Genomic DNA, 12903 nt, shown 5'->3' on the forward strand with positions numbered 1-12903 from the left:
TTCATGAGGCAACACGATGAGCAGAGATCTCACCGCACCTGATAACAGGGAGTGCCTGCTGGCGCTGGATGCAGGTACCGGCAGTATTCGTGCCGTTATTTTTAACACCGAAGGCGAGCAACTCGCTGTCGGCCAGGCGGAATGGCATCATCTTGCCGTGGCCGATGTGCCGGGATCGATGGAGTTTGATCTGGAAAAAAACTGGCAGCTGACCTGTCAGTGTATTCGTCAGGCCCTGCAGCAGGCGCAGATCCCGGCGTCGGCTATTCGTGCCGTTTCTACCTGCTCCATGCGCGAAGGGATCGTACTTTACGATAAAACGGGCCATCCCATCTGGGCCTGCGCCAACGTTGATGCCCGCGCTGGTGACGAAGTCGCAGAGCTTAAAACCATTCACGACGGCCAGTTTGAACAGGAAGTGTACAGCCGTTCCGGTCAGACGCTGGCGCTGAGCGCGATTCCCCGTCTGCTGTGGCTGGCACATCATCGCCCTGATATTTATCGTCAGGCGGCAACGCTCACCATGATCAGCGACTGGCTAGCCTTTATGCTGAGTGGCGAACTCGCGGTTGATCCCTCCAACGCTGGCACTACCGGCATGCTCGATCTGGCGACACGCAACTGGAGCCCTGAACTGCTCTCTCTGGCGGGCTTGCGGTCCGATATTCTGTCGCCGGTGGTGGAAACCGGCAGCCGGCTCGGCGCAGTGACAGCGCAGGCCGCAGAGGCGTCGGGATTAAAAGCCGGAACGCCGGTTGGCATGGGCGGCGGCGATGTGCAGCTTGGCACCCTGGGGCTGGGCATTGTACGTGCCGGACAAACTGCCGTGCTGGGCGGGACCTTCTGGCAACAGGTCGTCAACCTTCCGCAGATCATTACCGACCCGGAGATGAATATTCGCATTAATCCGCACGTCATCCCCGGCATGGCGCAAGCTGAATCCATCAGCTTCTTTACCGGCCTGACCATGCGCTGGTTTCGCGATGCCTTCTGCTCAGAAGAGAAATTACTGTCACAGCGGCTGGGAGTGGATACCTACAGCTTACTGGAAGAGATGGCGGCCCGCGTACCCGCAGGTGCCTGGGGCATCATGCCTATTTTCTCTGACGCGATGCATTTCAAAAACTGGTATCACGCCGCGCCCTCGTTCATCAATTTATCCATAGATCCTGAAAAATGTAACAAGCAGACACTGTTCCGTGCGCTGGAGGAGAATGCGGCGATCGTGTCAGCCTGCAATCTCGATTTGATCGCGGAGTTTTCCGGCGTGCGCGCCGCAGCGCTGGTATTTGCGGGCGGTGGCGCAAAAGGGAAACTGTGGAGCCAGATCCTGTGTGATGTGACCGGCGTGCCGGTAAAAGTGCCGGAAGTGAAGGAGGCGACTGCTCTCGGCTGCGCCATTGCCGCGGGCGTTGCCGCCGGGATCTATCCATCACTGGCAGAAACGGGCGAGGCGCTGGTGCGCTGGGAGCGTGAATATGTCCCGGATGCACAACGCCATCAGGCCTATTTGCAACAGAAAGCGGCCTGGCAGCAGGTTTATGCCGATCAGCTTGGCCTGGTGGATCGCAAGCTGACGACATCAATGTGGAAAGCGCCCGGCCTCTGAAGCGCCCCGTTAAACCGCTGCCGGGCCGTCCCCGGTGGCCAGGCAGATTAAATTTTAACCTGCGTCCCGAGCTCGATCACGCGATTGGGTGGGATGGCAAACTGATCCGGCGCCCGCAGCGCGTTACGCTGCAGCGCCATAAACAGTTTGCCGCGCAGACGCAAATACCAGGGGCGCTGGCCCAGAATCAGCGATTCGTGCGACATAAAGAACGAGGTTTCGCTCATGCGACAGTTCAGCCCTTCCAGGCCACAGCGCTGAAAAATCTCTTCCACATTGGGCGTCTCATGCCAGCCATAGCTGGCGACCACGCGCCAGAAGGTCGGCGACAGTTGCTCTATCGCTACCCGATGCACATTATGTACATAAGGCGCGTCTTCCGTACGCAGCGTCAGCAAAACCACGCGCTCATGCAGCACTTTGTTGTGCTTGAGATTATGCAGCAGCGCAAAAGGAATCACCTTCAGCGCGCGTGACATATAAACCGCCGTGCCCGGCACCCGCACCGGCGGGGCTTTCTCCAGTGAAACGATCATCGCCTCCAGCGAGTTGCCATGTTCATTCAGGCGACGCAGCAGCCGAAAACGCTCGCTTTTCCAGGTGGTCATAACCAGGAACATTATCAGCCCCAGGCAGATAGGTAACCAGCCTCCGGAGAAGAGTTTGATCAGGTTCGCCGAGAACAGCGGCAGATCAATGCACAGCATCAGCCCTAAAATCGCCGCGACCGTTAACTTGTTCCAGTGCCAGTTTTTTCGCGCTACGGTGCAGGAAAGCAGGGAGGTCAGCACCATGGTTCCGGTCACCGCAATGCCGTACGCCGCCGCCAGATTGCTTGAGTGTTCAAAGCTGACAATCACAATCAGCACGGCAAAATAGAGCAGCCAGTTAATGAAAGGGATATAAATCTGGCCCGACTCTCTCTCTGAGGTATGAATAATGCGCATAGGCGGTAGATAGCCCAGACGTACTGCCTGACGCGTCAGGGAGAAGACACCTGAAATCACCGCCTGCGAGGCAATCACCGTTGCCAGCGTCGCCAGAATCAGCAGCGGTATCAACGCCCAGTCGGGCGCCAGCAGGAAAAAGGGGTTTTTGATAGTTTCCGGATGCGCTAACAACAGCGCGCCCTGACCAAAATAGTTCAGTACCAGCGCCGGGAGCACGACGCAAAACCAGGCCAGACGGATGGGAAATTTGCCGAAATGCCCCATATCGGCATAGAGCGCTTCCACGCCTGTAATGGCCAGCACCACCGCGCCGAGCGCGAAGAAAGAGACAGTTTTGTAGTGGAGGAAAAAGTCAGCGGCCCAGGCCGGATTCAGCGCCTGCAGCACCTGCGGATTCCTGATGATGCTGTTGATGCCCAGCAGCGCCAGAACGAGAAACCACAGCAGCATAACCGGCGCGAACAGCTTGCCGACCAGACCGGTACCCTGTTTCTGAATGGCAAACAGCAGGGTCAGCACCGCCACCGACAGCGGCACAATCCAGTGATCGAGCGCAGGCGCGGCAATTTCCAGTCCTTCCATGGCCGATAGCACCGAAATTGCCGGCGTGATCACCACTTCACCGTAGAAAAAGCTGCCCCCCGTCAGTCCCATAATCAACAATATGGCCGTCGCCCGCGCGCCGGTATTGCGTCCGGCCAGCGACATCAGCGTTAAGATGCCCCCTTCGCCTGCATTATCAGCGCGCATCACGTAGCTGATGTACTTTAGCGACACGACCAGTACCAACAGCCAAAAAATCAGCGAAAGAAAGCCATACACCGCTTCAGGTTCTACGCCAAAACCAAACTGGCCGGAAAGACATTCACGCAGCGTATAGAGTGGACTGGTACCAATATCCCCGTATACCACACCAATCGCGGCCAGCGTTACAGCACCGAGAGACTGCTTGTTATCCGAACTCATAGAATCGTCTTTTGTTGGAGCTGACGGCAAAAGAGAGCCCACCGCTCATTGCTTTTAAAAGAAGCACAGTATGCCTCTGTTTCCTGAAAAACAAATCGCTTTGCCCGCCAGAGCGGACATCAGAAATCGGTATGAAAGCGAAACAGACACAGGCTACTCAGAAAATTCTTTCAACATTCTGAGACAAAAAAGCTGACACGTATCAACCCATTCTCGTCTGAGAATCAGTAGAGTAAGCGATTGCCAAAACGCGACGGCACCAGAATCTGAGGGACGATAAAATGATTATGGCTCAACCCCACCTTTTGGCAGAAAGAATTTCTCGCCTCAGCAATGCATTAGAAAAAGGCTTGTATGAACGGCATCATGCGATTCGCCTGTGCTTACTGGCGGTTCTGTGTGGCGAGAGCGTATTCCTGCTGGGACCGCCAGGGATCGCCAAGAGTCTGATAGCCCGCCGCCTGAAATACGCCTTCCACCACGCGCGCGCTTTTGAATATCTGATGACGCGTTTCTCTACTCCGGAAGAGGTATTTGGCCCGCTCTCTATCCAGGCGCTGAAAGATGAAGGTCGCTATCTGCGCCTGACCAAAGGCTATCTGCCCGATGCGGAAATCGTTTTTCTGGATGAGATCTGGAAAGCTGGCCCGGCCATTCTCAACACCCTGTTAACTGCCGTGAATGAGCGCCGCTTTCGCAATGGCGATGACGAACAGGTGATTCCGATGCGTTTGCTAATCACTGCCTCCAATGAACTGCCCGAGGCGGAAAGTGGTCTGGAAGCGCTGTACGATCGCATGCTGATCCGTCTCTGGCTCGATAATGTGCATGACAAGCAAAATTTCCGCAGCATGCTGATCCACCAGCAGGATGAAAACAGCAATCCGGTGCCGGATGCGCTGCGTATCACTGATGAAGAATATCAGCAGTGGCAAAAAGGGATCGCCCGCATCAGCTTGCCTGATGAAGTCTTTGAGCTGATTTATCAGTTGCGTCAGCAGCTGGAAAGCTTGCCTGCCGCCCCCTACATTTCTGACCGCCGCTGGAAAAAAGCGATCCATCTGCTGCAGGCCAGCGCCTTTTACAGCGGGCGGACCGCCATTGCTCCGGTAGATCTGATCCTGCTGAAAGATTGCCTGTGGCACGATGTGGCCTCGATGCAGTTGCTCGATCGGGAAATCGATACCCTGATGACCCAACAGGCCTGGCAACAGCTGCCAATGCTGATCAGACTGCAGCAAATCAACGCGCGGCGCCTGGTATTGCAACAGCAGCAAAGCGTAACCCGGGCGATTACGCTGGAAAAGCACAGTGGAATATTCAGCCGCAAGCCCCATTTTGAACTGCCGGAAAACCTGCAGGATGAGCAGCTGACATTGATGTTGCAGCAACCTCTGGTGTTGCACGATATCCAGGTCATGCACATTGAGGTCAGCCGCGAGGCGCTCAGCCACTGGTTACAAAAAGGCAGCGAGATTCGTGGCAAGCTGAACGGCATCGGCTTTGCCCAGACGCTGGATCTGGTGGTTGATAGTCAGAACTGTCTGGCGTTGCGCGACATCAGTCTGCAGTCAACGCGTCTGGCGCTGCCGGGCGTTCCTGAGAACAGTGCGTTGCCTGATGAGATCATTGAGGCGCTGGATGCCCTGGAAAATCAGCTACATACGCAGCGTGCCCGCTTCAGCCAGCACCAGCGTTGTCTGTTTATCGGCGATGAGTGGCTGGCGCGTATTGAAAGTAGCCTGCAGGATGTCGCAGAGCAGTTGAAACAGGCGCGAAAATGATCCCGCTGGACACCCTCAGTGCCCTGCTGTCCATCAGCGGAACGGATCTGGTTGATGAGCTGATTGTTGTCCTGCTTGCTTCGCCACAGCTGGCGCTGTTCTTTGAAAAATTTCCACGCATGAAGCATGCGCTGATGCAGGAAGTGCCACGCTGGAAATCGGAGATCATCACTCAACTACACGTGACGCCGGTGCCTGCCGCGCTGCTTGAGGAGTTTACCCTTTTCCAGCGCTCGCAACTGCTCAGCGATCGGGAATTTAATCAGCAGTTGCCTGCGATCATGGCCACGCTGGAACGCCTGCCATCGCCTTTTTTAGCTGAGGCGCATAAGCTGCTGCGTTATGCCGATGCCCGCACACTCAGTCCGGCGCAACATACGTTATTTCTGCAACGCTGGCGGCTCAGCCTGACGCTGCAAACCCTGACGCTCAACCAGCAGTTACTGGAACAGCAACGCGAGCGGCTGCTGGCGGAACTCCAGCAGCGTATGGCGCTCAGCGGTCAGCTGGCACCGATTCTGTGCGAAGATGATGACACCGCTGCCGGTCGGCTGTGGGATATGAGCAAGGCACCGTTGCAATATGAGGATTATCAGCTGATGGTCCGGTACGGTGATTTTCTTGCGCAGCAGCCGGAACTGATGGCGCTGGCACAGCAGCTCGGACGCAGCCGTGAGGCAAAAGCGATCCCGTCGCAGCTGGCGCAGCCGGACGAACTACGTCAGCAAGTGCGTGATCCCGCCCGGGTACCGGAAGAGATTAATGCCATTCATCAGAGCGATGATGTGCTGCGCCTGTTGCCGCCAGAGCTGGCCGCACTCGGCATCAGTGAGCTGGAACTGGAATTTTACCGTCGGCTGGTAGAGAAACGTCTGTTGACCTACCGCTTGCAGGGGGACGCCTGGCATGAAAAAGTCACCCGGCGTCCGGCCAGCTATCAACAGCATGCCTCACAGCCACGCGGCCCTTTTATGGTCTGCGTTGATACCTCGGGTTCAATGGGCGGTTTTAACGAGCGCTGCGCGAAAGCTTTTTGCCTGGCACTGTTAAAAGTGGCGCTGACCGATCGGCGACGCTGCTATGTCATGTTATTTTCTCATAATATCGTGGGTTATGAGCTGAGCGCTGACAGCGGGCTGGAACAGGCGATCCGTTTTCTTGGACAGCGTTTCCGCGGCGGTACCGATCTGGCAGCCTGCCTGAACGCCGTGGTGGCACGCATGGAAGGAGCGATGTGGCAGGAAGCGGATGCGGTGATCATTTCTGATTTTATTGCCCAACGCCTGCCGGAAGAGACGATCAATGCCATCAGGCATCGCCAGCACCATTATCAGCACCGCTTTCATGCCGTGGCGATGTCAGCGCATGGCAAACCCGGCATCCTGCCGATCTTCGACCATATCTGGCGCTTCGATACCGGACTGAAGAGTCGTTTGCAGCGCCGCTGGCGCCACTGAGCCATGTTTTTATGTTGATCGGCATGGTCGTTTTGCTGCACACCTGCACATTGTCAATCCCGGCATTTTGCAGCACATTCACCCTATTTTTAACTCTACAGACGAAGACACGGGGATCAGCATGGCTGAGCAATTACAACTCGATAACCTTGATCGCGGCATCCTTAACGCCCTGCTGGAAAACGCGCGTACTGCCTATGCTGAACTGGCCAAGCAATTCAATGTCAGCCCCGGCACCATTCATGTGCGGGTCGAAAAGATGAAGCAGGCCGGCATTATTTTGGGGACGCGGGTAGATATCGATCCGCGTCAGCTGGGTTTTGATGTCTGCTGTTTTATTGGCATTATTTTAAAAAGCGCCCGCGATTATCCGGCAGCGCTCAGCAAGCTGGAAGCGCTGGATGAGGTGGTAGAAGCCTGGTATACCACCGGTCACTACAGCATTTTTATTAAAGTGATGTGCCGCTCTATTGATGCCCTGCAGCAGGTGTTGATCAACAAGATCCAGACCATTGACGAAATTCAGTCCACCGAAACCCTTATCTCGCTGCAGAACCCGATTATGCGCACCATCAAGCCTTAATCGTTTCACGTTGTGCACAAACTTATCCCGGACAGATCCGCTGGCCAGCTTTGCCTGGCGTGGATCTCTTCTTTTTCTTAATCGGGTTTTCCACAGGTGGATCACGGCTTGATCACAGCGTACAATGCTTGCCTTTAGCCCCGGGAGATCCTCATGGCCGACATTACATTAATCAGCGGCAGTACGCTGGGCAGCGCCGAATACGTAGCGGAACATCTGGAAGAAAAGCTACAGGAAGCGGGTTTTTCTACGCACATGCTGCACGGGCCAGAACTGGATGAGGTGCCACTGGAAGGTATCTGGCTGATTGTGAGCTCAACGCACGGAGCAGGTGAACTACCGGACAATCTGCTGCCCTTTTATGAGGCGATTCAGGCACGTCAGCCCGATCTCTCAGGGGTGCGTTTTGGGGCGATCGGTATCGGTAACCGCGAATACGATATCTTTTGCGGAGCTATCAAAGCGCTGGAAACCTTGCTGGTCGACTGTGGCGCTACGCGAATTGGCGAGCGGCTGGAAATTAATGTCCTGGAACATGAGATCCCGGAAGATCCAGCAGAGGAATGGATCATGACCTGGAAATCGTTGTTATAGGCGGATCCTTTCTGGCAGGGGATCGGGAATTTTTGCGGATCCCCAGTGAAATACCCTGTTTTATGCCGTTTCGGATGCCGCAGCCTGTGGATAAACAGGCTGAATTGATGCTGATAACCGGTAGTTATCCAGATAACAACCGCAGCTCCTTTTTTGCCCTGTGTATAACTTCCAGTTTTGATCCCAGCTTATACGGATCCGGATCACCGATCATTCACAGCAAGCGATCCTGACCAAGGCTTTGCTTTTTAGACTGATTTCGCGGTTATCCACAGGCAAGGGCGATCCTAATAAGAGATCTAACAGAAGATCATACATAAAATATAAAGATCCTTTCTTTTAAAGCGCAGGATCCCGCCGCTTTCACCGCAGACAGAATTTCAGTAGAATCCACCGCCCAGGACAACGATCCCTGACCGTCCATTAACGAGGTACCTTTCCATGTTCTATCCAGATCCTTTTGACGTCATCATTATCGGTGGTGGTCATGCGGGAACAGAAGCCGCGATGGCCGCTGCCCGAATGGGTCAGCAAACCCTGTTACTCACCCATAACATCGATACGCTGGGGCAAATGTCGTGTAACCCGGCCATTGGTGGCATTGGCAAAGGACACCTGGTCAAGGAAGTGGATGCCCTGGGCGGCCTGATGGCTGCCGCGATAGACAAAGCCGGTATTCAGTTCAGGATACTAAACGGCAGCAAAGGTCCGGCCGTCCGGGCGACCCGCGCACAGGCCGATCGCGTACTCTATCGCCAGGCGGTACGTACCGCACTGGAGAACCAGCCTAATCTGATGATCTTCCAGCAGGCCGTTGAGGATCTGATCGTTGAGAACGATCGTGTGGTGGGTGCAGTGACGCAGATGGGCCTGAAGTTCCGCGCCAAATCTGTCGTACTGACCGTCGGGACTTTCCTTGATGGCAAAATTCATATCGGTCTGGATAACTACAGCGGTGGACGCGCAGGCGATCCCCCGTCCATTCCGCTGGCTCACCGTCTGCGTGCGCTGCCGTTGCGTGTCAGCCGACTGAAAACAGGTACGCCACCGCGTATTGACGCGCGCACCATCGATTTCAGTGTTCTGACGCCTCAGCATGGCGATACGCCAGCGCCGGTCTTCTCGTTTATGAGCGATGCCTCGCAGCATCCGCAGCAGGTGCCCTGCTGGATCACCCATACCAACGAGCAAACCCATGAGGTGATCCGGAATAACCTGGATCGCAGCCCGATGTATGCCGGGATCATCGAAGGGATCGGTCCGCGCTACTGCCCTTCGATCGAAGATAAAGTGATGCGTTTTGCCGATCGCAACGCGCATCAGATCTTCCTGGAGCCGGAAGGGCTGACCAGCAACGAAATTTACCCGAACGGTATTTCAACCAGCCTGCCGTTTGATGTGCAGATGCAGATCGTGCGCTCAATGAAAGGGCTGGAAAATGCGAAGATCGTCCGTCCAGGCTACGCCATTGAGTATGACTTCTTCGATCCACGCGATCTGAAGCCGACGCTGGAAAGCAAATATATTCAGGGTCTGTTCTTTGCCGGACAAATCAACGGCACCACAGGTTATGAAGAGGCCGCTGCGCAGGGCCTGCTGGCGGGTCTGAATGCCGCCCGTCTGGCCGCCGATCAGAAAGGCTGGGCGCCGCGTCGCGATCAGGCCTATATCGGCGTACTGGTAGACGATCTTTGCACCCTGGGCACCAAAGAGCCATACCGCATGTTTACCTCGCGTGCTGAATATCGTCTGATGCTGCGTGAAGACAATGCCGATCTGCGCCTGACCGAAACGGGCCGTGCGCTGGGTCTGGTGGACGATGCTCGCTGGGCGCGCTTTAATCAGAAACTGGAAGCGATTGAACAGGAACGTCAGCGCCTGCGTGATATCTGGGTACACCCCAAATCAGAGCATGTGGCAGAGGTGAACGCCCTGCTGAGCGCCAGCCTGACCAAAGAAGCCAGCGGTGAAGATCTGCTGCGTCGTCCGGAACTGACTTATGCGCAGCTTACCACGTTGAATTCGTTCGGCCCGGGACTAGACGACGCTCAGGCAGCGGAGCAGGTAGAGATTCAGGTAAAGTATGAGGGGTACATTGCGCGTCAGCAGGAAGAGATTGATCGCCAGCAGCGCAACGAAAATACGTTACTGCCTGTGGATTTGGATTATCGTCAGGTTAGCGGCCTCTCCAATGAGGTGATTGCCAAGCTGAACGATCATAAACCCAGCTCAATCGGTCAGGCGTCGCGTATTTCGGGTATCACGCCTGCCGCTATCTCTATTTTACTGATTTATCTGAAGAAACAAGGCCTGCTGCGCAAAAGTGCCTGATCTGAAACGGGGCGGGGAGACCCGCCCACGCTGACTGGAATCGCTTCGTGATTAACAAACTCTCCGCGTTGCTTAACGCCGCAAATATTTCGCTCTCCGATCAACAAAAACAACAGCTGGTAGCTTACGTTGGGCTACTGGATAAGTGGAATAAGGCCTATAACCTGACGTCGGTGCGCGATCCGCAGCAGATGTTAGTGCGCCATATCCTCGACAGTATTGTGGTGGAGCCCTATCTGAAGGGTGAGCGCTTTATCGATGTCGGCACAGGCCCCGGGCTGCCGGGTATTCCTCTGGCCATCGTACGTCCCCAGGCGCACTTTACCCTGCTGGACAGCCTCGGTAAGCGCGTGCGCTTTTTGCGTCAGGTGCAGCATGAGCTGGGGTTGAATAACGTAACGCCGGTACAGCGTCGTGTTGAAGATTTCCCGGCCGAGCCGCCTTTCGATGGCGTGATCAGCCGTGCCTTTGCTTCGCTCAACGATATGGTGAGCTGGTGCCATCATCTGCCTGCTACGGACGGTTGTTTTTATGCGCTGAAAGGGGTACGCCCTGATGATGAAATAGCGGCATTGCCAGGCGGATTTGCGCTTGAATCAGTGGTCGCGCTTCAGGTTCCTGAGCTGGAAGGGGAGAGACATCTGGTTGTCATCAGGCGGCAATAGCCTTATAAATTTTATGGTTAATGCCCTGCTGCCGGAATTTTCCTACACTGAGCCGGATAAAAAAGCAGCATTCGCACCGGATAAAATCGCATTGTTAATGCGTAACAAGTGGGGCAGGGCGGTTAAATGCGCAGGCCGAAATTATCCGAAAAGCACTGTTACATTTAACCTTTATTTCACATTTATTTATCAGCAAGATTACTTTTCCCGGGTTGTATCCGGGAAAATATAATCACGCGAGCAAATATAACCGCGCAATTACCTGGCGGACGTAATAATAAAAGGAGTTGTTTATTGCCGTCCGGGTTGTCAATAGCGCGCTTTAAATGAGAATAGGGCTTCAGCGCGAAGTGATTATTTTTAAATTATTGTAAATCTTAAATTTTTACGGGTCTGCTGATGATATAAAGTCTGGCACATAGAAAATATGTAACCGCAAAAATGCCTGTAATGTGATCTACTGCACGCTTTATAAGCGCCCATGCGGGCCGGTTCTGCTTCACGATCTTCATTTAACCTGAGGGGAATGTTTGGAAAAATAGCCCTCCGGAAAGAAATTTAAATAATTGTTCACCTTTTCGCTACTTACTGATTGAAATCGCAGGTGTGGCCCGTATAATTTGCTCGGCTTTTGCTGCTTGACTCAAAAGAGTAAAGGCAGTCTTATACGACACGCGACATACCCTAACGGGGCAGGAGAGTAACAGCGTCATGTCAGTGTCTCTTTACAGTGTGAAATTAGCCCGAACCGTGCTGCTTCTTCAGCTGGTGACCTTTGTCGTAATCGGCGCACTCTTTACTCTGAAAGATGTCACGTGGGGCGCCTCTGCTCTGGCCGGTGGAGTGGCAGCCTGGCTGCCAAACGTAATGTTTATGTTTTTAGCCTGGCGCCTGCAGGCGCAAACACCCGCAAAAGGGCGCGTTGCCTGGAGCTTTGCTCTCGGTGAAGTGTTTAAGGTGTTTGCCACTATTATTTTTCTCGTTGTGGCGTTGGGTGTGTTCGGGGCAGTGTTTTTGCCTGTCGGACTAACCTGGTTATCGGTGCTGGTGGTTCAGATTGTTGCACCGGCTGTAATTAACAACAAAGGGTAAGAGGCATCATGGCCGCAGGAGAAATCTCAACGCCGCAGGATTACATAGGTCATCACCTGAAGCATCTTCAGCTTGACCTGCGTACATTCGAGTTGGTGAATGCACACGACGCACCGGCAACGTTCTGGACGTTAAACCTGGATTCCATGTTTTTCTCTGTAGTGCTGGGATTGATTTTCCTGGTGCTGTTCCGCAAAGTGGCGAAAAGTGTCACCAGCGGTGTGCCAGGGAAATTGCAGGCGGCTATCGAGCTGGTTGTCGGCTTCGTTGATAGTAACGTGCGCGACATGTACCACGGTAAAAGCAAAGTTATCGCCCCCCTGGCTCTGACGATTTTTGTCTGGGTCTTCCTGATGAACTTCATGGATCTGCTGCCTATCGACCTGCTGCCTTACATTGGTGAGCATGTGTTGGGTCTGCCGGCGCTGCGCGTCGTGCCGTCTGCAGATGTGAACATCACGCTGTCTATGGCGCTGGGCGTATTTATTTTGATTCTGTTCTACAGCGTCAAAATGAAAGGTGTGGGTGGCTTTACTAAAGAGCTGACGCTGCAACCTTTTAATCACCCGATCTTCATTCCCATCAACCTGATTCTGGAAGGCGTTAGCCTGCTGTCCAAACCGGTTTCACTTGGTCTGCGACTGTTCGGCAACATGTATGCGGGTGAACTGATCTTTATCCTGATTGCGGGTCTGTTGCCGTGGTGGAGTCAGTGGGTGCTGAATGTGCCATGGGCCATTTTCCACATCCTGATCATTTCGCTGCAGGCTTTCATTTTCATGGTTCTCACGATTGTCTATCTGTCGATGGCGTCTGAAGAACATTGATTTTTTCTTAACACTACTGCTTTTAACTGAAACAAACTGGAGACT

10 protein-coding genes are annotated in these 12903 nt (G+C 54.3%); 9 read left to right on the plus strand and 1 reads right to left on the minus strand.

The window, feature by feature from the left end:
* Nucleotides 1–16: 16 nt before the first annotated feature.
* Nucleotides 17–1609: an autoinducer-2 kinase gene (lsrK, locus tag E0E17_RS07055; protein WP_130832850.1), complete on the plus strand. Its 1593-nt coding sequence runs from the start codon at nt 17–19 to the stop codon at nt 1607–1609.
* Between the two features lie 47 nt (nt 1610–1656).
* Here the strand turns inward: lsrK and kup are convergent, their stop codons facing one another.
* The gene (gene kup, locus E0E17_RS07060; RefSeq protein WP_130832852.1) at nt 1657–3525 is read right to left on the minus strand and encodes a low affinity potassium transporter Kup; all 1869 of its coding nucleotides are present in this window, start codon (nt 3523–3525) and stop codon (nt 1657–1659) included.
* A 287-nt stretch (nt 3526–3812) separates the two neighbouring features.
* Between kup and ravA the strand changes: the two genes are divergently transcribed.
* The 8 genes from ravA (at nt 3813) to atpB (ending at nt 12858) form a co-directional block, all read left to right on the plus strand.
* Entirely contained in the window at nt 3813–5309 is a 1497-nt protein-coding gene (ravA, locus tag E0E17_RS07065; protein WP_130835483.1) for an ATPase RavA, read from the plus strand.
* On the plus strand, nt 5306–6766 hold the full coding sequence (gene viaA / locus E0E17_RS07070) for an ATPase RavA stimulator ViaA (RefSeq protein ID WP_130832854.1): 1461 nt from the start codon (nt 5306–5308) through the stop codon (nt 6764–6766). Before ravA ends, viaA begins: the two co-directional genes overlap by 4 nt.
* A 121-nt stretch (nt 6767–6887) precedes the next feature.
* Entirely contained in the window at nt 6888–7349 is a 462-nt protein-coding gene (asnC, locus tag E0E17_RS07075) for a transcriptional regulator AsnC (protein ID WP_017349378.1), read from the plus strand.
* A 153-nt stretch (nt 7350–7502) separates the two neighbouring features.
* Nucleotides 7503–7943, plus strand: a complete 441-nt coding sequence (gene mioC / locus E0E17_RS07080; RefSeq protein WP_130832856.1) for an FMN-binding protein MioC — start codon at nt 7503–7505, stop codon at nt 7941–7943.
* A gap of 441 nt (nt 7944–8384) precedes the next feature.
* The gene (mnmG, locus tag E0E17_RS07090) at nt 8385–10274 is read left to right on the plus strand and encodes a tRNA uridine-5-carboxymethylaminomethyl(34) synthesis enzyme MnmG (protein ID WP_130832858.1); all 1890 of its coding nucleotides are present in this window, start codon (nt 8385–8387) and stop codon (nt 10272–10274) included.
* Between the two features lie 47 nt (nt 10275–10321).
* The gene (gene rsmG / locus E0E17_RS07095; RefSeq protein ID WP_130832860.1) at nt 10322–10939 is read left to right on the plus strand and encodes a 16S rRNA (guanine(527)-N(7))-methyltransferase RsmG; all 618 of its coding nucleotides are present in this window, start codon (nt 10322–10324) and stop codon (nt 10937–10939) included.
* Between the two features lie 711 nt (nt 10940–11650).
* The gene (gene atpI, locus E0E17_RS07100; protein WP_130832862.1) at nt 11651–12031 is read left to right on the plus strand and encodes a F0F1 ATP synthase subunit I; all 381 of its coding nucleotides are present in this window, start codon (nt 11651–11653) and stop codon (nt 12029–12031) included.
* 8 nt (nt 12032–12039) lie between these two features.
* Nucleotides 12040–12858 carry a F0F1 ATP synthase subunit A gene (gene atpB / locus E0E17_RS07105; RefSeq protein WP_130832864.1) on the plus strand — a complete coding sequence of 273 codons (819 nt, stop codon included), beginning with the start codon at nt 12040–12042 and terminating at the stop codon, nt 12856–12858.
* The last annotated feature ends 45 nt before the right edge of the window (nt 12859–12903 follow it).

The organism is [Erwinia] mediterraneensis (assembly GCF_900604315.1).
GTDB classification, from domain to species: domain Bacteria; phylum Pseudomonadota; class Gammaproteobacteria; order Enterobacterales; family Enterobacteriaceae; genus Pantoea; species Pantoea mediterraneensis_A.

What these genes read in the sequence shown, in the direction of transcription:
- lsrK (WP_130832850.1), top strand. Translation starts at nt 17, where the DNA reads ATGAGCAGAGATCTCACCGCACCTGATAACAGGGAGTGCCTGCTGGCG.
- kup (WP_130832852.1), bottom strand. Translation starts at nt 3,525, where the DNA reads ATGAGTTCGGATAACAAGCAGTCTCTCGGTGCTGTAACGCTGGCCGCG.
- ravA (WP_130835483.1), top strand. Translation starts at nt 3,813, where the DNA reads ATGGCTCAACCCCACCTTTTGGCAGAAAGAATTTCTCGCCTCAGCAAT.
- viaA (WP_130832854.1), top strand. Translation starts at nt 5,306, where the DNA reads ATGATCCCGCTGGACACCCTCAGTGCCCTGCTGTCCATCAGCGGAACG.
- asnC (WP_017349378.1), top strand. Translation starts at nt 6,888, where the DNA reads ATGGCTGAGCAATTACAACTCGATAACCTTGATCGCGGCATCCTTAAC.
- mioC (WP_130832856.1), top strand. Translation starts at nt 7,503, where the DNA reads ATGGCCGACATTACATTAATCAGCGGCAGTACGCTGGGCAGCGCCGAA.
- mnmG (WP_130832858.1), top strand. Translation starts at nt 8,385, where the DNA reads ATGTTCTATCCAGATCCTTTTGACGTCATCATTATCGGTGGTGGTCAT.
- atpI (WP_130832862.1), top strand. Translation starts at nt 11,651, where the DNA reads ATGTCAGTGTCTCTTTACAGTGTGAAATTAGCCCGAACCGTGCTGCTT.
- atpB (WP_130832864.1), top strand. Translation starts at nt 12,040, where the DNA reads ATGGCCGCAGGAGAAATCTCAACGCCGCAGGATTACATAGGTCATCAC.